This is a genomic window from Exiguobacterium sp. ERU653 (genome assembly GCF_018617775.1).
In the GTDB taxonomy this organism is placed as follows: domain Bacteria; phylum Bacillota; class Bacilli; order Exiguobacteriales; family Exiguobacteriaceae; genus Exiguobacterium; species Exiguobacterium marinum.
Genome location: NZ_JACSKV010000001.1, coordinates 679,641 through 703,980 on the forward strand (window position 1 = coordinate 679,641; position 24,340 = coordinate 703,980).

Genomic DNA, 24,340 nt, shown 5'->3' on the forward strand with positions numbered 1-24,340 from the left:
AGCATGTATGAAGTAACAGTTGGTCACGTCAAAGGGACAAACGGAATACCCGTCTCGTATTCGTACCTGCAGGCTGATTCGTCATCCGACACACTCGTGATGTTGTTACCGGGATACGGATATACGAATGATTCTCCAATGTTTCGGTATACGACTGGATTATGCCTAGAGAACGGGTTGAACGTTCTTGAAATCAACTATAATTATCGGGATGAGCGGTATGATTCAGTCGATGTATTTAAGGTGGTTGTGGAAGACGTTCGACTCGTCATCGATCAAGTGTTACATAACTATTCCGTTCAACAATACATCGTCGTCGGAAAATCGCTCGGTACGATTGCGATGGCAAGTGAACTTACCCGAAACGTGTTTCATGATGCTAAACTGATTTGGTTGACACCTTTGTTGAAACAAGACGACATATACGAAGCGATCCAGTCTCATAAAGGTCAACAGATTGTTCTCATGGGAACAGCGGACCAACATTATGTACTGGAACGAATCGAGCATCTTGAACATCTAGCATTGACTGAACTCGAGATTGTCGAGCAGATGAATCATAGTCTCGAGTACACAGGTAACACATACGAGTCACTACGGCTACTTGAAACACTACTCAAGCGAGTTGAGCAATTTATGATTTCCTCATAGGTCGTGAACCGGTGGGGAGTTTCACAGGGCGATTGCGATCAAATGTAAAGGGGAGACAACGTGATATTTACCACTGAGCGTCTAGAAATCAGACCATTTACGGAGAAAGACTTGCATGCTACATTCGAAATGAATAGCAAGCCAGAAGTATGTAGATATCTTTTGCATGAGCCTTGGACTACTGAGAACGTGGAGACAGAGTTTAGAAAGAAACGAGATCAGCGTACGCTCTCCGAAAAGAGTGCGTTGAGTCTGGCGGTGCTCCATCAACAAAAAGTAATCGGTGATCTTACGGTATGGTACACGGGGATGAAAGAAACCGTCGAGATCGGCTATTGTTTTTCTGATTCACATTCAGGAAAAGGATATGCAACGGAGGCGGTGAGCGGATTGCTTGGGGAGTTGTTTACGAAGCTCAATCTACATCGAGTGCAAGCCAATCTCGACGCCAGAAATGTTGCTTCTCAGAAATTATGTGAACGGGTTGGGATGAGAAAAGAGGCCCATTTCATCAAAGATTACTGGAGTAAACAGGAGTGGACTGACAGCATGGTGTACGCCATGTTGCACGAGGAGTTTGTCAATAAAATGGATGAAAAATGCGAATGGGAAAAGAGATGACGTGACGCGCCACCTCTTTTTATTTTACAATTTTCCAATCACCGTCAACGGGTCGACACGTTCTGTATAATCCGCAGGGACGTCACTGAATGAAATCGTTCCGTCTGACTCTATAATGAACGTGGCCGGTTTCGGCAACTGCCAATCCTCGTTCCCATTATGTGCATCGACGTGCAGCCCAGACGCCTTATAAACGTCGATCAAGTAATCCGGCATGTCAAAGACGAGGTCGAATTGGCGTGCGACTTGATTATCCACGTCGCTCAATACATAAAAATCAAGTTCGTTCTTTTCTTTCGTTGAAAGGGAATAATCCGGCGTCTCAGGACTGATTGCGACAAGAGTCGCCCCTTTTTCTTGAATCGTTGGCAACTCGCGCTGGTATGCGCGAAGCTCGAGGTTACAGTATGGACACCATCCGCCACGATAAAACGTGACAATTACAGGTCCTTTTTCGAGCAACGAATGCAACTCGACTTTTGTTCCGTCCGCGTGAGGCAATTCAAACAGAGGTGCTGACTCACCTACTCTTAATCCTGACGCCATTCCCGAATCTTTCAATTCCTGCGTTGCCTTTGCCATCAATCGTTGCTTCTCGGCAGGTGCTTTTTGTTTGAACTGTTCCTTATAACTTTTAATTTCTTCTAATAATGAATTCATATTTTTACCCCCTTTCCTGATAGGTTAACTCAATTTTATATTTAATTCGAATAATTTGGTTTTAAATTTTATATTGTACGTATGAAACTCCATTTCAAGTTCCGAAAAATAATTTTCGAATAATTCAATCAACTATTAAAATATATATTTCTAAACCGATATTGTGAATAACCCAAGGAGGCCTCGGTAGGTCAACGACACTCCTTGAACACTTTATTCGAGGTAGGAGATGTTTTATGAAACAGAAACGTACGATTAGTATCAAGCAAAAGTTGATTGTCTTATCCGTTCTATTATTACTCATTCCAGCCACATTGATTGGAATCGTCGCTTATTCGCAGGCGAAAAGTAAGATTGAGTCTCAAATGATCCAGTCTGCCAATTCGGGGGTAGACCGGATGAACAATGAGGTCACGAACCTCATCGAGCCGATTCAAACGGACATCTCGTTTTTTGCGAATCGGATTGATGCTTCGATTTATGAAGAAGGAGAAGAGAATCAGGCGTTAGCAGAGAAGTTTACCGAGTATTTAGAGACGCATCCAAAAGTGACGAACATTTACTTTGCTTCAGCGGAAGGCGCGATGACAATCTATCCTGAGCAGGGATTGCCAGAAGGATACGACCCACGAATTCGTCCTTGGTATGAAGCGGCTGAAGCAAGTGGACAAGATGTCGCCATCACGAATCCGTATGTCGATGCCTCTTCTCAAAAAATGATGATTACCGTATCGAAGAAGACAGCTGACAGTAGTGGTGTGGTCGCTGTTGACGTCGATGTGAACGATATAGCTGAAGTGGCGTCAACCATTCAAATCGGTAAAGAAGGATACGTTGCCATCTTCGACGAGGCAGAACAAGTTGTCATCCATCCGTCGACGGCTGTCGGTGAAAAAATAACTGAGCCTTGGGCGAAATCTCTCTTTGCCGAGGAAGAGGGTATTCTATCTGCAACTGAGAACGGGGAAGGTGTTGAGAAAGCATTCGCAACGAACCCGATCACAGGATGGAAGATTGCAGGTACTTTATATGACGGTGAGATTCAGGACGAGACGGTCGGTATCCTCTGGACGACTGGATTTGTCATCATCGGAATGTTTGGTGTCGCAGCCATCCTTCTCTACTTCGTCCTTCGTTCAATCTTACGTCCATTGCGTGTATTGACTGAGGGAGCAGAACGGATCAAGGCAGGTGATTTGACAGAGCCGATTACCGTCTCATCGAACGATGAAATCGGTCGTGTCTCAGAAAGTTTTAACGAAATGAGCGATTCACTCCGTATGGTGTTACTTCGTCTCGATGATTCAATCAGTCAAGTGGCCGCATCTTCTCAAGAACTGATGGCCAACTCGGCACAAAATACCATGTCGTCGGAGCAAATTGTTCAAGCGGTCGATCAAATGGCGCTCAGCGCCGATGGGTCGAAGCGACAACTCGACGACAATGCGACATCACTTCAAGCAATCACATCCGGTATCATGCGCATCTCGGAGAGCTCGATGGATGTATCCGAACTGTCGCGTGAAACGTCAAATGAAGCCGAGGACGGATCGACGACCGTAAAAGAGAACGTCAAGCAGATGCAGGCAATCGATGCGTCAGTCGTGACGTTTGAAGGGGTTATTCAGTCGTTGGCGAACCGTTCGAATGAAATCGGAGAAATCGTCACGGTCATCAACGGCATTGCAGAACAGACGAACCTGTTGGCCTTGAACGCTGCGATTGAAGCGGCACGTGCAGGTGAGAATGGAAAAGGGTTCGCGGTCGTCGCGAGCGAAGTCCGAAAGCTTGCCGAACAGTCACAACAGTCGACAAAACAAATCGCAGGACTGATTGATCGGATCAAACATGAGACGGAACAATCCGTTCACTTGATGAAAGAAGTATCTACTCATACGAAAGCAGGATTGACGTCATCTGAGATGACAGCAGACCGCTTCGAGAAAATTAAAGAGCGTACAGTCGCGATGACACCGCGCATCGAAGATGTGACCGCAACTGTCGAGGAGATTGCGGCGAACGTTCAGGAAGTGGCCGCGACCGCGTCACAAATCGCTGACATCGCCGACGAAAACTCCAATGTCTCAAAACAAGTCGCAGCGACGACTGATGACCAATTGAAGTCGATTGAAGAAGTGTCACAATCAGCAAAATCACTCGCAACGATGGCGGAGGAACTTCAAGAACTCGTTTCACGCTTTAAACTTTGAAACACCAATGAGGCAGAGCGCTTTGCTCTGCCTCATGTCGTCGTTTTTATAAAATTGGACTGAGGAGTCGTGACACCCCTTCCCGTGCACGGACCGTCCATTTACGGGTTTCATAGTCTTCCATCGTATAAACTCGGCTGACCGCGGTGTCGGTTTCAAACAAAGAGACGAGTTCGAGGGCGACACGTTCATCATAAATGAGAGCGTTCACTTCAAAGTTGAGACGGAAGCTTCGGGCATCTAAATTCGTCGTCCCAACGGTCGCGATCTCATCATCGACGACTAGGATTTTTGCGTGCAGAAATCCTTCATCATACAAGTAGACGTTCGCACCATAATTGAGCAACTCTCCGAGGAAAGAGAGGGATGCCCACATGACGAACGGGTGATCCGGTTTTCCGGGAATCATGATATCGATTTGAATCCCGGAGAGTAACGCCATCTTACAAACATCCATGAAGCTTGTATCAGGTATGAAGTAAGGCGTTTGAATGACGACCCGTCGTTTTGCCGACATGATCATCTTCACCATCATATTCTTTAAATGTTCCGTATCCGAGTTCGGTCCACTCGTGACGATTTGCATTGGAGACTTGTCTTTAATCTCGTGTCGCGCAAAAGAAAATGTATTTTCTGGTTCGTGGTCGCGATGACCTGAATAGTTCCAATCCAAGATGAAACGGTGTTGAAGATGATAGACGACGTCACCTTCAACCCGCAAATGCGTGTCGCGCCAATAGCCAAATTTTTCGACGAGTCCGAGATATTCGGTGCCGACGTTGAAGCCGCCGACATATCCAATCTTCCCGTCAATGATGACGACCTTACGGTGATTTCGATTGTTCAGTTTAAAGTTGATCATTCCGAGAGTAGGTGGGAAGAAAACACGGACTTCTCCGTCGTTCGCAATCAACTCTTTAAAGTCGGAGTTTCGAAGGCTCCGAGATCCGACCGCATCATAAAGGAGTCGTACTTTGACACCGGCTTTCGCACGCTCAATCAATTCCTTCAAAAGTGCTTGGCCGAGGGCGTCACGTTGAATGATGTAGTATTGAATGTTAATCTCGGTTTCGGCAGAGCGGATATCATCCATTAGCGCTTTGAATTTTTGTTCACCATCGTGCAAGATGAGGGAACGATTATGTACGCTAATCAATGATTTAGCTGAACGTAAATTCATTTGAAGCAATTGATCGTACTTTTCAAACAATGGCTGAGCGAGCAATGTTTCTCGGGCATGAATCTGTTCGATTTGTGATTCTACTTGAAGCGCATGGAAAGAACGCTCTTCCACACTCAAGTTGTAGAAGTTATCCTTCTTGAGTTGTCGTCCGAGAAAGAGGTAGATGATAAAGCCGAGCACCGGTAAAAAGAATAGGACGAGCAACCAGGCCCAGGTCGCCCCGACGTCCCTTCTTTCGGCAAAGATGACAGCGAGTGCGAACAACAGGTTTAACCCAAGGACGATATACAGTCCCCAGCTGAATAAAATGGACAAATTCAACGACATACACTCCTAAAAATCAATTTGTAGCTTAATCATACATCAAATGAGGGAATAGATTGCTATCAAATGAAATAGGGGGAGTAGACGATGGATATGGAAGTCGTATGGAAGCAAGGGATGGCGTTTGAAACGCATACGCCTTCGGGACACAAGATCACACTCGACGCGTCAGAGGATGTTGGGGGACATGACACCGGTCCTCGCCCGACCGAGATGTTACTTCACGCAACTGCATCCTGCACGGGAATCGATATCGTATCGATTTTGCATAAGATGCGTCAACCGCTCGAGTCGTTCGAGATGAAGATTGATGGGGTTCGTGCAATCGAACATCCGAAACGCTTTACAGCCATTCACATCTTATATATTTTGAAAGGCGATATGTCGGAAGAGCGGGTTCGACGGGCAATCGAACTGTCTGTTGAACGATATTGTTCCGTTTCACACAGTCTGAACGCGACATTGTCCTATAGTTATCAATTAAACGATAATGGAGTCATTCCGTTTGAAATGAAAGAGTGAGCAAGATGGTTGAAAGACATAGTGTTCTCCGTTATATTTGTATTTCAAATACTGTGTAATTAAAGGAGGACGTTATGATTCGACTCGCGACGAAGCGCGATGCCAAGAGCATCGCGAACCTAATCGAACAACGAGCCGTAGCGCTAAATGAACAGGGAAGCGACCAGTGGACCGAATATTTGGAACAGGACCTCGTGGAGCGTGTGCTCACTGATATTACGGAAGGCAGTGTATATGTCTTTGAAGATAATCAACAAATTTTAGCTTCAATCGCATTGTTGCCTCCTGATGAATGGGACGACAATTTATGGGATGACAGTGAGTATGGACAATACATCCATCGAATCGTCGTCAGTGAAAAGTTAAAAGGACGCGGGGTTGGACAGCAACTCATGGAGCACGTGTTACAGTCGGCCGACGAGGATGAGCCGATCCGACTCGACTGTGTCGCTGATAATGAATTCCTCAATAGTTATTATCCACGTTTTGGTTTCGTCTATGTTGACTCCCGAAACGGGTACAATACGTTCGAATACAGATTAGATGAGAGTATGAGTGCATGAGGGTCTTTGGACCCTTTTTTTGATATAATGATTAAAGCGAAAAGGAGGGGTTTTCCATGATTAAATCTATCTTAGTGGGGTTCGGCTTTTCTGCGAACACATTTCATCTCCCGTTCTTAAATACCGTTGACTCATTTGAAGTGGTTGGAGTCGTCTCAACGCGTCCGAGCGAAGTTCACGCCAAACTACCAGAAGCTAATGTATATGAGACGTTAGAGGAAGCATTACAAGCAGATGCATCCTTGTTCATTATCACGACACCTTCTCACTTACATAAAGAGATGGTCGCTTCTTGTCTACGAGCAGGTAAAGACGTATTAGTAGAGAAACCAGCTTTTCTGACGACTGCAGAAGGATATGAGTTAATAAAACTTGAAGCGGAGACGGGTCAAATCGTCAATGTGTATCAAAATCGTCGCTTTGATGGTGATTTCTTAACAATCAAGTCGTTGCTTGACTCAAACGCAATAGGTGATTGGAAAGTAATGGAATCACGATTTGATCGCTTCCGACCGAATGTACGTGACCGTTGGCGGGAAAATGCAGGACAGGGCTCAGGCATCTTATTTGATTTAGGAAGTCATCTCATCGATCAAACGCTCGCTTTGTTTGGAAAGCCTGATCGGATTCAAGCGGATGTGATGACTCAACGAGAGGGTGGACAATCTGACGATGGGTTTCATGTGACGCTCTATTACGGAAATAAACGAGTCTATCTTCGTTCAAACCCGTTCATCGCAGGAGAAACTCCACGTTTTGAACTGCATGGAACGAATGGAAGTTTTGTGAAATACGGTCTTGATCCCCAGGAAGAGGCGCTGAAGGATGGGAAATTAGAAGCTGATATTTTAGAAACTGGTATCCTGTCTGTCGAAGATGTGGAAACGATTCAAGTTGAGAAGGGAAGCTACCTCACTTATTATCACCAGTTGGCGGAAAGTTATCAGACACGACGCCCGATTGTCTCTTTAAAAGATGCCGCATTGACAACACAAATTATTGAACTTGCTCGTCAATCGAGTGAAACAGGTGTAGTAATCACGGTGGACTGATGTCGTATCAATATCCTTCAACATGCGGATTCGCTATATAGCGGGTCCGTTTTTTAATTGTGAGTGAATCAACATACGAAAGAAATAGTGATATGTTTTTCGTAAACTACACTGTACGGAAATTGATTGTTAATAATAAAAAGTTACATTATTCATCTGTGTACTCATCCTCAAATGGGAAAAATAGTTAAGAAAATCACTTATAAAGGGGTGAGATGATGGAAACAAGAATCATCAAAGACCGAGCCGAGTGGGAATATTGGTTAAGTCAAACACAATGTGATGTATATGACAGTTATGATTATGTCAAAGTGAATTGTGGATCACATGACTCGCCAGAACTTTTTGTCGCCAATACATCAAAGGGGATGTTGATATATCCATATATACGAAGACGAATCGATCAGCGGTATGATGATCTCGTGACAGCCTATGGTTATGGTGGACCATTTCGAGTTGGAGAGTTCACAGATGACGAAGTAAAGGTCGCTCGCCATACCTTTTTATTACGAGAAGAAAACGAAATGACGGTCACAGAGACAATTCGCTACCATCCGCTTAGAATAGATGAAGCCATCATGAAAACGTTTGGACAGGCTTTCCCTATTCGAAAAACAGTCCATGTTCAGCTGGATAAACCTTATGAACAGTTGACAGAGCGATTTCATAAAATGACGAAGCGTAATGTAAAACGGGCGACGCGTGAACAATTGACCGTTGTACAAGGTGGCGCTGAAGACATTCAAACATTTATAAGATTATATGAAGAAACCATGAATCGTCGTTCAGCGAATTGTGATTATTATTATTCAACTTCGTATTTTAGAAAATTGCTCACGAGTGAGTCGTTTGAAGCCGAGTTTTTATTTGCGCTTCATGGTGAAAGCGTGATTGCAGGAGTGTTGCTCTTGTATGGAGAGACAGGTGCTCATTATCATCTAGGTGGATCGTTAAATAACTTTTTGTCACTCCGACCAAACCATTTTCTGTTTAGTGAGATGATTCGCCGTTCAAGTGATAAAGGAAAAGTATACTTGCACCTTGGTGGGGGGGTGACAGGACAGGATGCTCTCTACGATTTTAAATCGAGTTTCTCTGGAGAAGAACCGCTCACTTATTATATTGGAAAAAGTATTCTAAAGGACGATGTGTATCAAAGGTTAAACGATGCCCATATTCAACTGCATGGAATGTCTGATTACTTTCCGACGTATCGAGCACCTGTAAAGATTGATACGCCACTTTCATCGACAAAATAAAACAATCGATGCAACAGAACGCTTGAACGTTCCGTGCATCGATTGTTTTGGTTATGCAGCATCTTCTTCTGTCGATTCGACTTTTTCAGTATGACGGACGATTGGGAAGTTTTTAAATAGGCGGCTTCCGATCAAACCAAAACCGATTCCTAAGATGAATAAAACGACAGCTGTGATTGTGACCGTTTGCCAGTCATTGAATCCATACATAACGAGAAGTCCCGGGATACCCGCAGCTGAACCAGGAGCATCATTGATCATACCCGTCATTGCCACGATCAGTCCTGCGACAGCCCCACCCACAAAGTTCACACTATAAATAGGAATTGGGTTTGCGGAAATTAAATCAGCTTGAGTCAACGGCTCAATTGCAACTGATAGTTGATCTTTCTTCGTTCCAATCTTCAATTGACGGAACAACAAGTAATTCATCGAGATCGATGCGGTCAATGCAAGTGCGGCAATTGCCATCGGCACACCTGTCAAGCCGAGCATCGCTGTTAAAGCCATCGAACTGAGAGGGGACGTCGACACGACAGTGACAATTCCTCCTAGCACGAGCCCCATGACGACCGGGTTTTGCGTCGCCGCGAGTTCAATGACTGCACCAATTTGAGCGAGAGTGTTTGACACAAGTGGGTCTACGCCGATTGCGACGAGTCGTGCGAGTGGAGCCATCACAATGACGTAGAAGATCATATCGACCCCGGTCGGAAGATAGCGATTGATGCGTGTACCAACTAAGGCAAGGATATATCCTGCGAAAAATCCAGGAAGGATACCGAATCCAGACACGGATAATCCAATCATCATACTATATACGGGGTTGATCCCGAGTGCGATGGCAACGAGTGCCGCCGCAGCAGGACCTGATAACGAACCGGCTGCCTGCCCAACCTCTTCATATAAAGGAAGTGGCAGTAATCCTCCGATGGCGTAGGCGTTGAACGCTTCGACAAGGAAACTTGCGATTGCCGCACCTGCCAAGGCGCCCATCGCTTTCATTCCGAATGGTGCCTTGTAGCTGAAAAGTGTGAACAAGGCCAGGATGAGCAGTAAGAGTGCAACTCCTTGAATAATGACCATAAACTCTTCCTTCTTTCTATCTATCTGTATTCATTCATAATTTCTTCTATATTCAATGATAGAAACGCTTCTGTAAAGCCATTTTGACGAGAAAAATTAAAATTGAAGCATGATATCGTTTACATGAAGAAACAAAGAATCATGGTAGCGCTTACTTTAAAAATGACATCAATTGTACAAGTTTTGACGTGTCGAGCCGCATCAGATTGGGAACAGGTAGAGGAAAGACTTTTCATAAAGTATTGGTCGAGGAGGAAGAATCATGCAGAATGCAGACAGACAGTGGCATGCTCTCGAAGTAGATGAAGTAAAAGCAAGAGTGGAGACTGATATCGAAAAGGGGCTCTCGAAAGAAAGTGTCACAAGTCGTCAGGAAGAGTTCGGTAAAAACGTGTTACCGGAGAAAGAGAAAATGCCTGAAATCATAAAGTTCTTAAGACAATTTAATGACATTCTTGTTTACGTCTTGATCGGTGCGGCAGTTGTCACCGGTTTTCTTGGTGAATATATCGATACGATTGTTATCGTCTTAGTCGTCACGGTCATCGGTGTCGTTGGATACTTACAAGAGAACAAAGCGGAAGAAGCACTAGAAGGAATCAAAAAGTTGCTGGAAACGAAAGCGACCGTCATTCGTGACGGGAAACAATCCGAAATCGACTCGAGTGACCTCGTCGTCGGAGATGTACTCGTCCTCGCAGCTGGTGATAAAGTGCCAGCCGATGCCCGGGTTGTTCGGGCAGAAAAGTTCAAAGTAGAGGAGTCCGCACTGACCGGTGAAGCGACAACGGTCGAGAAAAAACCGGATGTCGTCAATGAAGAAGCCGTACTCGCTGACCGTAAGAACATGGTCTACTCAGGAACGAGTGTGGCGACAGGTAGCGCTAAAGCGATTGTTACAGCAATCGGCGAAGGAACTGAGCTTGGGCAAATCAATGCATCCATCTCAGAAGTACAAACCGTCAAGACACCACTCATTCGTCAGACGACGAAATTTGGTCAAACCGTATCGATTGCCATCTTAATCATCTCTGTGGTGATTTATGCATTTGGTTATTTCATGAGAGATTATGAACCTGTCGAACTGATGCTGACGACGATTGGTCTGGCAGTCGCAGCAATCCCAGAAGGATTACCAGCTGTCATCTCCATTATCTTAGCGCTCGGAGTTCGGAATATGGCTGAACAGAAAGCGATTGTTCGAAGCTTACCATCTGTCGAGACGTTAGGCGCAGTATCCGTCATCTGTACGGATAAGACCGGTACGTTAACGAAGAATGAGATGACCGTCAAACAAATCGTGACGGCGAAACATGACATTGAAGTCTCAGGAAGTGGATATGCACCGAACGGAGACCTAGAATTGAACGGTCAACCGTTTGATTTGGATGACGATGAATCGATGATTGACCTTTTGACTGTCGGAAAGACGTGTAACGATGCACAGTTGAACGAAGAGGATGGGGGTTGGGTCATCAATGGGGATCCGACCGAAGCTTGTTTACTGACTGTCGCAGAAAAAGCGGAACGTCCGATCGAACGACTTAAAGTCATCTCCAAAATCCCATTTGATTCTGAATACAAGTACATGGCTACGCTCGTCGATTATAAAGGAGAGCGCATGATTTTCGTCAAAGGTGCACCTGACCGTCTATTTGAGATGGCATCTTCTGAAGATTTCACTGAAGAGTATTGGGACGATAAACGTAAAGAAATTGCTGACCGAGGTCAACGTGTCCTCGGTGCCGGTTTCAAGAGAGTTGACAGTTCGAAACAATCGATTGACCATGAAGATGTTGAAAATAGTCTGACTTTCCTCGGGTTATTCGGTATCGTCGATCCGCCACGACAAGAGGCGATCGATGCTGTTGCCGCGTGTCGTGATGCTGGCATCCGAATTAAAATGATTACGGGTGACCATAAGGACACGGCTGTCGCAATCGCAAAAGAGCTCGGTATGGAAGTTGAAGGAGCGCTCGAAGGCCGCGAATTGACGGATATGTCCGATGAAGAAATCAAAGAGGCGTCCGTTCATAATGACGTGTTCGCGAGAACGAGCCCGAACGATAAACTTCGACTCGTCAAAGGGTTACAAGAGAACGGGTTGATCACCTCGATGACTGGAGACGGCGTCAATGACGCTCCAGCCTTAAAACGTGCAGATATTGGGGTGGCGATGGGAATCAAAGGGACGGAAGTCGCAAAAGAAGCCTCTCAGATGGTTCTAGTCGATGATAACTTCAAAACAATCTATAACGCCGTCCGTGAAGGTCGCCGAGTATATGATAACTTGAAGAAAACAATCCTCTTCTTACTCCCTACAAACGGTGGACAGGCGTTACTCGTTGCGATGAGTATCTTGCTTGGGGCAGCAGCACCACTCAGTCCTGTTCAAATTTTATGGGTGAACATGGTCGTCGCAATTACCTTATCACTGGCAATTGCTTTTGAACCTCTTGAAGAGAGCACGATGAAGCGTCCTCCACGACCGGCGAACGTGCCACTTCTCAGTCGCTATTACATTTTCCGTGTCACATTCGTGTCGATATTGATTGGAGGAGGTAGTTTGTGGATTAATTACATGCTCGGTGATTTCGATTATTCAACCGAGAAATTACAGACAATTACCTTAAATGCAATCGTCATGGCACAGTTGTTCCATTTATATAACTGTCGCACCGAGTTGGTCCCTGCGTTCAATCGTCGGTTCTTCGACAATAAGATCGCTTTCCTCGTATCAGGTTTACTCATCGCTCTTCAATTGTTCATCACGTACGTGCCGTTCATGCATACGCTGTTCGGGACTGCACCACTTACGTGGGAAGATTGGATTTACCCAGTGGCATTTGGAGCCGTGGTGTTTGTCATCGTTGAAATCGAAAAAGCTATCTCAAGACGAGTGATCGGAAATCAAAACATTCACTAATACGTTTCATGTATGTAGAAAACGGATAAACAAATGGAGTAACGACGAAGGAGGGATACGATGAAACGAGATGAATCACAACCAGGGGTACATCCAGATCCAATTCCAGATGATGAATCGAACCCGGCTAAGAAGCCGGCTCCGACACAACACCCTGACCCAAATCCCGAAGAAGAGTCGGACGAATAAACAAGTTACCTGTGTATAATAAAACCTCCTCGTCTGAATCGGCGAGGAGGTTTTTGGTGTAGAGGTTACTTTGTCATTTTTGAGGAACGGCTGTTTTGTAGACGATTGAACTTTTTCTCATCCGTATGTTCTGTGATGATAAAATCACCGACGGGACATTCCCATTTTCCTTTTGCGACAACGCATTCACGCAATGTCACCTGGTCATCATACAGATCAAGCTCTAGTGTTTCTTTTAAAAATTGATCTACTTTTTGATTTGGCACTTTAGCATATTCATTCAATTCGAGTACTTCATTTTTAACAGTCACATAAGATGTGACCTGAAAATAGCGCATGTGATGGTCTCCTTTATAACAAATCTAATTTTTAGTATAGCCGTTTATGAGACAAAACGGGACATCAATGTTGCATTTCAACACGTTCGCGCTTCGGAGGAGCTTCGTTAAACGGTTTCTGATGTCGAATGATGAGCCAGAAGATTAAGCCGAACAGCGGGATGTACGGAAGTGGCCAAAGGCTCATCTTATAGCGTTTCGCATCCCGATTCATTAATGTGATTTGAATGAACGCCAATAAGAAAAAGTCAACGGTCATTGTTCGCACAAACTGATTATTCTCTACATACGACCAATATTCTGAGACATTTCCCGTATTCGCGGCAGCGATGAACAGTCCGATCGTCACCAATAGCAACACGACACCAAGGATACGCGTCGGAAGCGGTTTGACCGGGGTCGGATAAGGAGATTGTCTCGCAAAAGCCAAATAAGGAGCGAGTAAGAAGCCACCTACGAAAAAACTACTGATGGCAGCGATGAGCGGATTCGGCTTCAGCTGATTCACTTCTGACCAAAGAAGCGGGAACATCGCTAACGGAAACACACCTAAGATACTAAAGAGTGAGAGAGAATAGCCTTCATACGCATCGGTATTATAAGTCAAAAAGTCGATTAGAAAGCGCCCGTCAAACGGGACGTTCTGACCTAAGATGGCCAACGCGATGGCCGCCCCCCATGGAATCAATAAAAATTTTCTAGTCATACGAACACCTCGCCAATGATTGATAGTTGTAGTATACCCTCTTTTGTAAACACGAAAAAATGAGAAGATGCATCATGCATGTTCTCATTTATTTTCACGTGCATACGTTTTAATCATCGTGACGAGTTGTTGGGTTTCTTCCATTTTTATATCAAGCATGATTCCATAGTCATAAAGAGTTCCCAATTGATTGCGATGTTTAACGTATCCAATCAGTTCGATCGGTTGGAGAGTTGGAACGAGATCGAGGACAAAATGTACTTGTAAGTCATTAGAAAGTGGAAAAAGATAATCCGAGCGTAATTTTAATCCGTGAGAACTTACATTGAGAAGTAGCCCCTCGCCATCATATAATTCTTTGTCTCCCCAAATCAGTTTGTAAGGAATTATACGCGGATTTGGTAGTATATAGCGGAAAGTTTCCTGTCTGCGATAACGCATCAATTCACCCCATTTCTCTACTCGTTATATCGGTACTGGATAATTAAAAATGAAGAGGAAATGCTTATAAAATTATTATGTACTTGCTTTACAAAAGTGAAAACGCTTTCTATAATAAGTGTACGTTTTGAACAGGGAGGAGATCAGATGAATGTCCATGATTTACTCCGGCGATACGCGATTCAATCACCAGTCATCTACGAAAAAAAACATAACGGGGAATGGGTTAAACTTGAGCGTTTGCCTGTCTATACCATTCTTGAAGTTGAAATGAATGATCAAACGATCGAGGCGGTCGCCATTGATGCGTTTAAGGCCATCACAGTTTGTCGAGATGAGACGTCGATTGAAGCCGCTCGGCCTTATGCTGTGCGTATCCAAATCGAACGACCATGAAGAAATGCCGTAACTTCAAACGAGAAGTTACGGCATTTCTTATGCAGCATCTTGTTTTGTTTCGTCTTGTGGATTTGTCCGTTTTGCATAATACATGAATGGTGTAGCCATCCATGCAATTACAAACTTCGCCACGTACGTCGTGATAAAGATATTCCACCAAATGTCCCATTCCATCCCCCAGAAAGCGATAATACAGAACGTGAACGTATCAATCAATTGAGATAATACGGTCGAACCGGTTGTCCGGAGCCATAGCTTTTTCTCGCCCGTTTTTGCGCGAATTTTCGAATAGACGAAGACATCGAACAACTGAGAGACTAAATAGGCGGCAAGGCTACCGAGTGTGATCAATGGTAGCATCGAGAAGAGTGCCTCAAAACTCTCGTGCATGAAGAGCGCCTCTTCAAACGGTTCATACAAAAGGGCGTACTGCATGAGTACCGTTGAGACGATCAAAATGAAAAATCCGAGCCATACCCCTTTTCGGGCAACTGCTCGCCCGTATTTTTCATTCAAAATGTCCGTCGCTAAGTAAAGCGAACCGTAGACGATGTTACCGAGCGTAAAAATGTATCCGCCAATTACAATCTGTTGCGTGACTTGAATATTTGCGACGACAGAAGCCATCGCAATCCAAGCGTATAGTCCGACCCGACCAAATAATTTGTAGCTAACGACGAGAAGACCGAGTGTAAGGATGGCGGAAGGAATCCATAACCATTCGTTTAGCATGAATCATGCTCCTTCCTTTAACTATTCAATAATTTCAACTTTTCAAGTTTATAGAGGAACGGAAATGATGTCAAGGTGAGGGGGGATGAAGAAGTTCTCGTTGATGTGTACCAGCAATCAAAAAGTACCTCCTGAAACATTCAGGAAGTACAGCTTGTTGACTAACATGAATAATATCGCTCGCCTTTTTGGCGCCCACGCTTTCCTGCAGGAGTCGAGGCGTCGTCGGGCGAGCAACGCAAACGGTCGTCATCTGGCGGCCGTTTGTCTTTTTCTGAGGCCTCGACGGCCGAAGAAAAAGCTCGGCAGGTGCTTTTAACCGCTTGGTTTAGCGGTATTCTTGATGCCTCCGACGAGAATCGAACTCATGCTTCAGCATTACCATTTCCATTTTGGGATTTAGTGGGAGAATATTCAGGAGAGGTATGGCTTGGTTGAGCTATTCTGTAAGTCATTATTGTAAGTTATTGGTGTTTAATACTATGATTTCGCCTGTGCATGAGCGGTAAGTGTGCACAATGCTGTGCACAAAATTAGTTGTAGGTAAGGGGAGAATCTGATATCACTGACTCGATATAGCCTTTCTCAAAGGTTAAAGAGGATTCCATATCCGAGAGTAACGTAATCAGTTCATCTTGTTCAGATTGAGTAGCTGAGTATCGTGAAGTAAATTCTTCATAACCTTGCAATGCTCCCAATAAGATTTCTGTTTTTTCGAGTGCGATGCTGTATTCTTTCGTAACTCGTTCATCCCTTGTGTTTTCAATCGCATATTTTAAGTCGCTCTCGTATTTGATTGCGATTTGAAATATAGTTTCGATAGATTGAGGAACATAACTAGGTTCGTGTGTTCTTAAGAAGTCTTTCGCAGCGGAAATATCAAATAACATACGATCAATATAACTAGTGATGTGGAACGCGCTGTTCATTTCATCTTGCGTGTATGCGACCGTGTCATTAAACTCGCTTCTGCTATCGACTTGTAGAATTGTATCTTCTAATTGAATCTTATATAAGCGTTTCGTACGTGTGCTCTCTGTATATTCAACCGGCTCGTCCCAACTCTCCCAAGTGTCGGAGAGTTGCATTGTTTCAAGTGAATATGCCGTTGCCTGCAAGTCCTCTTCAAGTTCAAACAAATTTTGCGTGTGTAACTCGACCGCGTCTTTTAGTGCCATCTCATTCACAATCTCAGACGCTTTCTGTAATTGGTTGCGAGAAGTGGTGATCAATTCTTCCATCGCATCGAAACGAGCTTGGATTTCTTCCAAAGGGAGGTCGCTACATGGTCCATCGCATTCGCTCATATTTTTCTTAATGAGGGTGAGAAGGGCGTCGGTCCGCGTAATAACTTCATTTACTTCGTTGTATCGATCTGTATATTCAGCAGGAACTTTTGGTAAAGGCGTGAGTTCGTCCATCACTAAATTAGTATCGACGGTAGCTGTATCTTCATTATCATCTTCAAGAGTGGCTGATGACTCACTTTCGACCTTGTCAGTTTGCTTAACAGTTTCGTCCGGTTGCATAAAAGTGAAGACAAAACCAAAGAGGATTGAAGCGACTAACACTCCATTGATTCTACGTAATGTACGTTTGTATCTTTTTTTAACCTCAACGCTACCAGTGTAATCGTTTTTTCTTTTCCAATAATCGTGTCTAGCAATCCCTGCGATGACAGCGACTGTAAATGCGATTGCTGTTAAAATTTGAAATTGCGAAGGCATGTTCCTACCCCTTTCTTATTATCAGAACTATCGTACCATCTATAGTATATATACCTATATTTGTTAAATAAAGTTTCGATTCAACAAAATTGCGCTCGCGACACCGAAAAACGAAAACTGTGCCATTTTTGTGCCACACCAAAAAGAAAGCACCTCCTGCAAGAAACAGGAAGTGCCCTAAACCGCATTGTTAAGCGGTATTCTTGATGCCTCCGACGAGAATCGAACTCGTGCTGCAGCATTACCATTGCTGAGGTCTGCCACTAACCTACAGAGGCGTTACACCCACTATGTTACACAGGTTAATCGCCTTTTTCAAGCTTTTTCAGAATAATAAGACCTCTAGTCTTCGGTAACCGAAGACTAGAGGTCGGATGAATCATGCTTATTTTGTTCGGATCCACACAGCACCTGCAGAGTTGTCTTTCGCTTCACCGACTACGTCAATGACAAGGCCGTATTGCGGGAGTTTACGTCCTGCATCTGGAATGAGTGAGTTGATGTACGAATTCGCATCATTGAACTGCTTCACGCCAGCTTGTGCTTTGTAGTCATAGATACCACGACTTGGTGAATCGATATACCAAGCGAGCGTCTTATCGAGACTGAATGCAGCGTCAGCGATTTGGTAACGTGTGCTACCTGTCACTGTCTGTTGTCCATTCAAGTTACCGATAAGCGCTTGTGGATGTGAATCGACGACACCGAGGAAGCCTTCACCAGGGTGGACACCGACCCAGTTGTCTGTATACGAGTCATCACCGTACCATACGACTAGACCTGTGTTGTATTTCACGCCACGGCCGTTGAGAAGACCCATATCCGACCCGGCATGGTTACGCCACTCGAGGTAGTAGTAGTGTGGTTTTGAATCGTATCCGTCTGAAGAAACGAATCCATCGAGAGTGACGGCTTCAGCGCCTTCCGCATCATCTGCGAAGAGCGTTGTTGATTCTGATTTGATTGACAAGTTGTCGACTGCGAAGCCTTTCATCGCGACGCCGCCGTCTGTCACGTATTCAAAGACGATTTGAACATCTTGTCCAGCAAATTGTGAGAGGTCGTATGATTTGTTGACCCATGCACCGTTCGTCGTCTCAGCAGGGTAACCTGCTTCGTTTGCACCGTTGACGTCGTCACCGAATACATCGAGAACGACTTCTTGACCACCGCTGAGGGCTTTAATGTACAAGTAATCATAGTCAGATTCGACTTCATAGAATGAATCGAATGTGAGGACTCCGTCAGCACCGAGTTTCACACTTGGTGTCGCCATCTCTGTGTGGATGTCGTCACCCTTTGTCGAGTAGTAATAGCGATCGCCATAAGCTGGTTCGATTCCTTTTATCTTCTTATCAGGAAGGTTGACTTTGACGATGCCTGGGTTGTTTGATTTCGTCACAGACTGGTCGAGTTGTGAGACGAACCCTTGTGAGTTGATGTCTTCAAGGTCGACTTCTGTGATGTTCGCCCAGTTTCCACCCATGATTTTTTGGAAGTACTCTTTGTTTTGTGGTGAGAAGCTTGTCGGTTCCGTACCTGCGACTTTACCGGCCCAGCTACCGCCACTCATGATAGACCATGACTGTACCGGCTCACCTTGACCTGTGTACTGCGTATCGTACTCATCTGGAAGACCGAGATCATGTCCAAATTCGTGTGCGAAGACTCCGACTGCGCCATCTTCAGGTTGAATCGTATAATCGTACGCAGCCATTTTTCCGCCCCAGTAAGGAACTGTAGCTTCTGTGTCGGCTACTGGATATACACCGTCGAGAACCCAGCGGTGTGACCAAACCGCATCGTCACCAAGCGCACCGCCACCAGCTTCTTGACCAGTACCTGCGTGGATAATCATCAAGTGATCGACGAGACCGTCCGGCTCGTTGAAATCGCCGTCTCCATCTAAGTCGTAAAGGTCATATTGGTCGTGCTCTGCGAGGTCGATACCAGATGCGACCGCTGCATTCAACGCATCTTTGACGAGTTGACGTGGACCAGGCCCGACGTTATCGTGTCCACCATCACCTTTGTCCGCCCCATAGTCTTTCGCAGTCCCTGGAACGGTCAACCATTCAGAAACTTCACCATCAACTGTGTAGCTTCCACCTGATTGTTCTTCATAATACTGTTTGAACGTCCGGACTTTCTCTCCATTGAAGAGTTCGAATGACTTGTCACCAAACATATAGTTCTCGTAATGTTCTTTACTGAAATTATCACTATACATATAGCCCGGTTCTTGGATGATGTTGTTGTGTTTGAAGTCGCTATACTCGACGAGAAGGACGAGGACTTTGTCTTCACGAACAGCTCCGTTGTATGCAGACTGTTGTGCAGGGGATACTTTTACTTGACCATTTGGTTTTCCTTTTCGATAGTTCGCTTGTCCTTTTTTCGCTTTGTCGAGAATTCGTTCTGTTTCTTTTTCGAATTGAGTATGTACCTTCTCTTTTGCTTTTGAAGCCTTTTCATTCAGTTTTTCATCATGCTTATGTGGATCTTTTGCTGCACCTTGCTTTTTCGAGATATATGCGTCGACCGCTTTCATACGTTCAGATGCAGATAACCCCTTTTTGATGACGCCCCGTTTCTCGAGCGCTTTCGCGAGACGGTCTTCGTCGATAATGTTGTGGTCGAACGGAGCGAGTTCGCTCGTTGCCGGACCGGGTGGCGCAACCGCTAAAGGGGCAGCACCTGCAGCCGGAACGATACTGACTGTCATGGCAGAAGTCATGAGAGCCGCGAGTGTCGTTCGACGAATAGAACGTTTTTTCATTTGTGTGAACCTCCTGTAAATAGATAATGGGAAAATGTGTGAGCTTGATGTAAATGTACCTTTTGTGTCTGATTAATGTCAATATTCAGAAAATAATAAACAAAAAAGGAGTCTAATGACCTATTTAGTCAATATGAACTAAATAGACTTAGACTCCAAGTCGATATATCCGTAATGGAACTTCGACGTTTTACGTTTTATATGAGTGAAACCATAGCGTTCAAAGGTATCGCTCTCAAAATGCGCCTTCAAGACAATTCGTTTCTTGGCTACTCGTTTTGCTTCTGCAATCAACTCTTGAGTGAGAGGAGAAGTGTCAGCGATCGAGCGAAGTGGGTTCAAATGAACCGATTCTGAAATCGTTTTTTCAAACATCGGATCAAAGTAAATACAATCAAACGAATTTTCCGCACACGTTTTCAAATAGTCGAGTGAATTGGCGTGAACGACCTCAATGCGGCGCATCGCCTCAGTCACATGCTCATCTTTTTCTACCCAAACGGCCATGCCTTCTCGAACGAGTTGCGCCGTGATAAATTGACTTTCGATTCCGACCATTTTTCCTGTTGTGCCGACTGCATGGCTCATGACGATGCTGTCCGATCCCAGACCGAGCGTACAATCTAACATTCGATCACCCGGTTTAGCTTGTAATGCATCAATGAGTGGATCTGTTCCACCACGACTAAGTTGTTTCACTCGAAAGACCGAGCTAGAAGGATGAAAAAAGAATGGTTCTGTACTGTGCAGTGGTGTGTATTCGACGCGTCGTTTATCAAATACAAGTACATCTTGGTGATGGCGTTTCTTCAGCTCATCAATCGAATGTTTGCGTCGATCGACAAACTTCAACTTGTACTCTGCAGCATATCTATGCGCCCGAGACAAAACTTCGTCTGTCGGGCGTAAACAGGTGGTTACGATATACATGTTACTAGCTCCTCCATAAAAAATGAGACGCCGCTGCGTCTCATTTTTTCTTACTGAGTAAGTCTGATAGTTCATCGATAAGTGCTTTATGAGAAGCAAGTTCTTTCTTCTTCTCATCGTTCACGTTCACCGGACGCTTTGAACGGCTTTGCAGTGCTTCAAGCGTCTCATCGATTGATGATTTCAACGTATCTCGTTCTTCAGGTTTCAAGGATACTTCATGCGGATTTTCTCCAGAGGCATCTAACTCGCGAAGGCGTGCCATCAATTGCTTCGCCTCGCGATTCAAATCGACGAGTAATCTGTCAATTTGTTCCAATCTTAATTTGATTCCATCTCGTTCTGTAAACATTTGTTTCACCTCTTTTTACGGTTTAACCCTAAGGTCTCTTCCTGTTTACTTTACCATAAAATTTGTTAAACGAAACTACCGGGAATTTATTCCATTTATTTTGGCTGTAAGAAACATTGTTTCTCTATCCCCACATGAAGTTCACCTGCTATACTAACTGAGCTAAAAAGGAGGTGGGGGGATGGAAACGACAAATCATCCACCAAAAGCGCTCAAAGGAGCGATTGTATCGATCACAACCTATTTGATCTTATCTATAGTAAAAGTATTTTTTGGTTATCTATATGAATCTGAGGCTGTGCTAGCCGATGGATTCAACAATACGACAGATATTATCGCGTCGGTCGCCGTATATATCGGAATTCGGGTTGCGGCTTTTCCTCGAGACGCTGAACATAAATACGGACACGCGAAGATGGAAACAATCTCGGCGTTGGTTGCTTCATTGATCATGGTTGCAGTCGGTATCTTTGTATTCTTCAATAGCCTGTCTAACTTAATCGGAGGAGAATATGCAGAACCGAACCCATTAGCAGCCGTCGTCGCGTTAGTCAGTGCGCTCGTCATGTTCGCTGTATATCGCTTCAATTTGAATCTTTCGAAGAAAACAAAATCACTGGCGCTAAAGGCAGCGGCGAAAGATAACTTGGCAGATGCGATGATTTCGATTGGGGCAACACTCGGTGTTCTATTCGCATATTTTCAGCTCCCTTGGATGGACACGGTTTTGGCAGTTGTCATTGCCGGTATGATTATCCGCACAGCGATACAAATCTTCTTAGATGCCACACATCAACTCTCAGATGGGTTCCCGCCACATCTTGTGGAATCATATGAGGAGACAATCGAACAGTTCGAACGGGTGAAAGAAGTCCGTGAAATCAAAGGACGACATTTAGGGAATCACGTGATGCTCGACGTGACAATTGCAGTTGATGGGGATTTGACGGTGGATTCGGCTCATGAATTGTGTGACGAAATCGAACGGAAACTGGATGAACAACATGCTGTCGACTCGGTTCATATTCATATTGAACCGATATGACGTTCGGTTATCTTTTGCGCTTCATGAGTAGATTCGTTTATAATAAGCGCAGACAGATATTGAACTACTAGTTAAGGAGGGCACGGGATGAACATCGTGCGTCAACCTATTCGCCAAATTGATGAGATCGAATATGAACACTTTCAAAAATACGGAGAAAACTCATATGGTGTTTCTGCCGAAGAGTTGAAAGGCATCTTTGAAGAGATGGGGACAGAACAACTCTATCACGCAAAAGAGCACAGCTATGGAGAAGACTTTTATTATGATTTGATGGTCGACGACGAACTTGTCGGTAAAGTATTGTTGCTCAAGCTTGCTAGAGTATATCAACTCGACCTGATGGTGTTTGATCCGTATAAAAATAAAGGGTATGCGACTGAAGGGCTACGTCTTGCCTTACTAGATTCGGAGTTATTAGACGGACAGACCGTCCGCGCTGGCATTCCACCAACGAGTCCTCACCAACAAGAGATGCAACAAGTCCTTTTGCGAAATGGATTCGAAAAGCGGAACGGCCTGTATTATTTAAATTTTAAGAAACGATATGTAGTAAACCATTAAGCTGACGGCGTCTCGCACGTCAGCTTTTTTCATATGGAGGGGTAAGGATGAAACAAGTCACCATTAAAGATATCGCCGAGCTCGCAGGAGTCGCAAAAAGTACAGTCTCGCGCTATTTGAACGGAGGTTCTGTCGGCAAGGCGACGAGAGAAAAACTCGACCGGGTCATTCGAGAGACGAATTATGAACCGAATCAGTTCGCGCAAAGTCTCAAGTCGAAACAGACGAAGATGATTGGTGTCATCGTTCCACGGCTCGATTCATATGCATCCTCGCGGACGATGATGGGAATTGACGAACGGCTTACTGATCGAGGGTATCAGATGCTCGTCGTCAATACGGCACAGCAGACAGAGCGTGAAATCGAACAGTTATACAACTTGACCAAACAAAAGGTCGCAGGGATCATTTGGCTTGGGACAACGGTCACAGAGCGTCACCTTGAGGCAATTGAAGCGATTCAAATCCCTGTCTTACTGATTGGTCAGCAGCATGACAAGGTGCACAGCCTCGTATATCCGGACCATGAAGCGGCTTTTGCACTTGGTACACAATTCACGGAGTGGGGTCATCGAGACGTAGTCTATGTCGGAGTATATGAATCGGATATCGCGGTCGGCCAAGACCGCCGCGACGGATTTTTAAAGGCGTTTCATGAGTCGGGGGCACACGTCAAAGTCATTCAAACGACGTTTAAGATTGAGGACGCCATTCCAATCGGGGAACAATTAGCGAATGATATCGGTTCAGTCTCTCTCATCGTCTGTGCGACAGACAACATCGCACTTGGCGTATTGAAAGGATTGGCGAATCGTGGCATCTCTGTCCCGAATGATGTTTCTGTCAGTGGATTCGGAGGCTACGATTTTACGGAAGTCTTACATCCATCCATCACGACCGTCCATCTTCCATATCGCCGAACTGGTGCTAAAGCAGCCGATATGATGTTGCAACTTTTACATGGTGAACAAGTTCCGATGAAAACGTTCACAAATTTCGAATTAAAAGTGCGCGAAAGCGTTGACAATATAAAATAAATGATTTATATTCGTGTTGCGGAACCGGTTCCGTAACATTTTTT

24 protein-coding genes and 1 tRNA gene are annotated in these 24,340 nt (G+C 44.7%); 13 read left to right on the forward strand and 12 right to left on the reverse strand.

All coding sequences use genetic code 11. The features are described from left to right. Positions 1 to 3: 3 nt before the first annotated feature. Positions 4 to 651 carry an alpha/beta family hydrolase gene (locus KNO95_RS03510; RefSeq protein ID WP_214702106.1) on the forward strand — a complete coding sequence of 216 codons (648 nt, stop codon included), beginning with the start codon at positions 4 to 6 and terminating at the stop codon, positions 649 to 651. Between the two features lie 60 nt (positions 652 to 711). Then, positions 712 to 1,272, forward strand: coding sequence for a GNAT family N-acetyltransferase (locus KNO95_RS03515; RefSeq protein ID WP_214878305.1), 561 nt, complete (start codon positions 712 to 714; stop codon positions 1,270 to 1,272). Positions 1,273 to 1,296: 24 nt separating this feature from the next. On the opposite strand, the gene KNO95_RS03520 is transcribed toward KNO95_RS03515, so the two are convergent. After that, positions 1,297 to 1,932 (reverse strand): peroxiredoxin-like family protein, encoded by a 636-nt coding sequence (locus KNO95_RS03520; protein WP_214878307.1) that lies wholly within the window; start codon positions 1,930 to 1,932, stop codon positions 1,297 to 1,299. A 236-nt stretch (positions 1,933 to 2,168) separates the two neighbouring features. On the opposite strand from KNO95_RS03520, the gene KNO95_RS03525 reads away from it, so the two are divergent. Beyond that, positions 2,169 to 4,142 (forward strand): methyl-accepting chemotaxis protein, encoded by a 1,974-nt coding sequence (locus tag KNO95_RS03525; protein ID WP_214878309.1) that lies wholly within the window; start codon positions 2,169 to 2,171, stop codon positions 4,140 to 4,142. A gap of 46 nt (positions 4,143 to 4,188) precedes the next feature. On the opposite strand, the gene cls is transcribed toward KNO95_RS03525, so the two are convergent. Then, positions 4,189 to 5,652: a cardiolipin synthase gene (gene cls / locus KNO95_RS03530; protein WP_483297730.1), complete on the reverse strand. Its 1,464-nt coding sequence runs from the start codon at positions 5,650 to 5,652 to the stop codon at positions 4,189 to 4,191. Between the two features lie 84 nt (positions 5,653 to 5,736). Here cls and KNO95_RS03535 point away from each other — a divergent pair, with 84 nt between their 5' ends. From KNO95_RS03535 to KNO95_RS03550, 4 genes are all read left to right on the forward strand, one after another. Then, positions 5,737 to 6,171: an OsmC family protein gene (locus KNO95_RS03535; RefSeq protein WP_026826044.1), complete on the forward strand. Its 435-nt coding sequence runs from the start codon at positions 5,737 to 5,739 to the stop codon at positions 6,169 to 6,171. A 74-nt stretch (positions 6,172 to 6,245) separates the two neighbouring features. After that, positions 6,246 to 6,734: a GNAT family N-acetyltransferase gene (locus KNO95_RS03540; RefSeq protein WP_026826043.1), complete on the forward strand. Its 489-nt coding sequence runs from the start codon at positions 6,246 to 6,248 to the stop codon at positions 6,732 to 6,734. 56 nt (positions 6,735 to 6,790) lie between these two features. Then, positions 6,791 to 7,786, forward strand: a complete 996-nt coding sequence (locus KNO95_RS03545) for a Gfo/Idh/MocA family oxidoreductase (RefSeq protein WP_214878313.1) — start codon at positions 6,791 to 6,793, stop codon at positions 7,784 to 7,786. A 218-nt stretch (positions 7,787 to 8,004) separates the two neighbouring features. Then, the gene (locus KNO95_RS03550) at positions 8,005 to 9,045 is read left to right on the forward strand and encodes a lipid II:glycine glycyltransferase FemX (RefSeq protein ID WP_214702096.1); all 1,041 of its coding nucleotides are present in this window, start codon (positions 8,005 to 8,007) and stop codon (positions 9,043 to 9,045) included. A gap of 51 nt (positions 9,046 to 9,096) precedes the next feature. Here KNO95_RS03550 and KNO95_RS03555 read toward each other — a convergent pair whose 3' ends face one another. Next, positions 9,097 to 10,131 (reverse strand): PTS sugar transporter subunit IIC, encoded by a 1,035-nt coding sequence (locus KNO95_RS03555; protein ID WP_026826040.1) that lies wholly within the window; start codon positions 10,129 to 10,131, stop codon positions 9,097 to 9,099. Between the two features lie 262 nt (positions 10,132 to 10,393). Here KNO95_RS03555 and KNO95_RS03560 point away from each other — a divergent pair, with 262 nt between their 5' ends. After that, a complete protein-coding gene (locus tag KNO95_RS03560; RefSeq protein WP_214878315.1) occupies positions 10,394 to 13,057 on the forward strand; it encodes a cation-transporting P-type ATPase in 2,664 nt (887 codons plus the stop codon). 60 nt (positions 13,058 to 13,117) lie between these two features. Further along, a complete protein-coding gene (locus tag KNO95_RS14445) occupies positions 13,118 to 13,246 on the forward strand; it encodes a hypothetical protein (protein ID WP_026826038.1) in 129 nt (42 codons plus the stop codon). 65 nt (positions 13,247 to 13,311) lie between these two features. Here the strand turns inward: KNO95_RS14445 and KNO95_RS03565 are convergent, their stop codons facing one another. The 3 genes from KNO95_RS03565 to KNO95_RS03575 all read right to left on the reverse strand — a co-directional run bounded on the left by KNO95_RS03565 (position 13,312) and on the right by KNO95_RS03575 (position 14,731). Beyond that, positions 13,312 to 13,584, reverse strand: a complete 273-nt coding sequence (locus KNO95_RS03565) for a hypothetical protein (protein WP_026826037.1) — start codon at positions 13,582 to 13,584, stop codon at positions 13,312 to 13,314. A gap of 64 nt (positions 13,585 to 13,648) precedes the next feature. Beyond that, a complete protein-coding gene (locus KNO95_RS03570; RefSeq protein WP_026826036.1) occupies positions 13,649 to 14,290 on the reverse strand; it encodes a hypothetical protein in 642 nt (213 codons plus the stop codon). An 84-nt stretch (positions 14,291 to 14,374) separates the two neighbouring features. Beyond that, positions 14,375 to 14,731 carry a PilZ domain-containing protein gene (locus tag KNO95_RS03575; RefSeq protein WP_026826035.1) on the reverse strand — a complete coding sequence of 119 codons (357 nt, stop codon included), beginning with the start codon at positions 14,729 to 14,731 and terminating at the stop codon, positions 14,375 to 14,377. A gap of 147 nt (positions 14,732 to 14,878) precedes the next feature. Here KNO95_RS03575 and KNO95_RS03580 point away from each other — a divergent pair, with 147 nt between their 5' ends. After that, a complete protein-coding gene (locus KNO95_RS03580; RefSeq protein WP_026826034.1) occupies positions 14,879 to 15,127 on the forward strand; it encodes a hypothetical protein in 249 nt (82 codons plus the stop codon). A 39-nt stretch (positions 15,128 to 15,166) separates the two neighbouring features. Here the strand turns inward: KNO95_RS03580 and KNO95_RS03585 are convergent, their stop codons facing one another. From KNO95_RS03585 to KNO95_RS03610, 6 genes are all read right to left on the reverse strand, one after another. Further along, entirely contained in the window at positions 15,167 to 15,862 is a 696-nt protein-coding gene (locus tag KNO95_RS03585; RefSeq protein ID WP_026826033.1) for a queuosine precursor transporter, read from the reverse strand. A gap of 533 nt (positions 15,863 to 16,395) precedes the next feature. After that, positions 16,396 to 17,589, reverse strand: coding sequence for a hypothetical protein (locus KNO95_RS03590; RefSeq protein WP_026826031.1), 1,194 nt, complete (start codon positions 17,587 to 17,589; stop codon positions 16,396 to 16,398). 207 nt (positions 17,590 to 17,796) lie between these two features. After that, positions 17,797 to 17,867 (reverse strand) — tRNA-Thr (locus tag KNO95_RS03595). Positions 17,868 to 17,974: 107 nt separating this feature from the next. Next, a complete protein-coding gene (locus tag KNO95_RS03600; protein ID WP_026826030.1) occupies positions 17,975 to 20,368 on the reverse strand; it encodes an immune inhibitor A domain-containing protein in 2,394 nt (797 codons plus the stop codon). 138 nt (positions 20,369 to 20,506) lie between these two features. Beyond that, positions 20,507 to 21,298: a class I SAM-dependent methyltransferase gene (locus KNO95_RS03605; protein ID WP_026826029.1), complete on the reverse strand. Its 792-nt coding sequence runs from the start codon at positions 21,296 to 21,298 to the stop codon at positions 20,507 to 20,509. Between the two features lie 40 nt (positions 21,299 to 21,338). Further along, the gene (locus KNO95_RS03610) at positions 21,339 to 21,650 is read right to left on the reverse strand and encodes a hypothetical protein (RefSeq protein WP_026826028.1); all 312 of its coding nucleotides are present in this window, start codon (positions 21,648 to 21,650) and stop codon (positions 21,339 to 21,341) included. 181 nt (positions 21,651 to 21,831) lie between these two features. Between KNO95_RS03610 and KNO95_RS03615 the strand changes: the two genes are divergently transcribed. From KNO95_RS03615 to KNO95_RS03625, 3 genes are all read left to right on the forward strand, one after another. Then, positions 21,832 to 22,695 carry a cation diffusion facilitator family transporter gene (locus KNO95_RS03615; RefSeq protein ID WP_026826027.1) on the forward strand — a complete coding sequence of 288 codons (864 nt, stop codon included), beginning with the start codon at positions 21,832 to 21,834 and terminating at the stop codon, positions 22,693 to 22,695. Positions 22,696 to 22,782: 87 nt separating this feature from the next. Beyond that, on the forward strand, positions 22,783 to 23,259 hold the full coding sequence (locus tag KNO95_RS03620; protein WP_026826026.1) for a GNAT family protein: 477 nt from the start codon (positions 22,783 to 22,785) through the stop codon (positions 23,257 to 23,259). 47 nt (positions 23,260 to 23,306) lie between these two features. Continuing rightward, positions 23,307 to 24,296, forward strand: a complete 990-nt coding sequence (locus KNO95_RS03625; RefSeq protein WP_026826025.1) for a LacI family DNA-binding transcriptional regulator — start codon at positions 23,307 to 23,309, stop codon at positions 24,294 to 24,296. Positions 24,297 to 24,340: the final 44 nt, after the last annotated feature.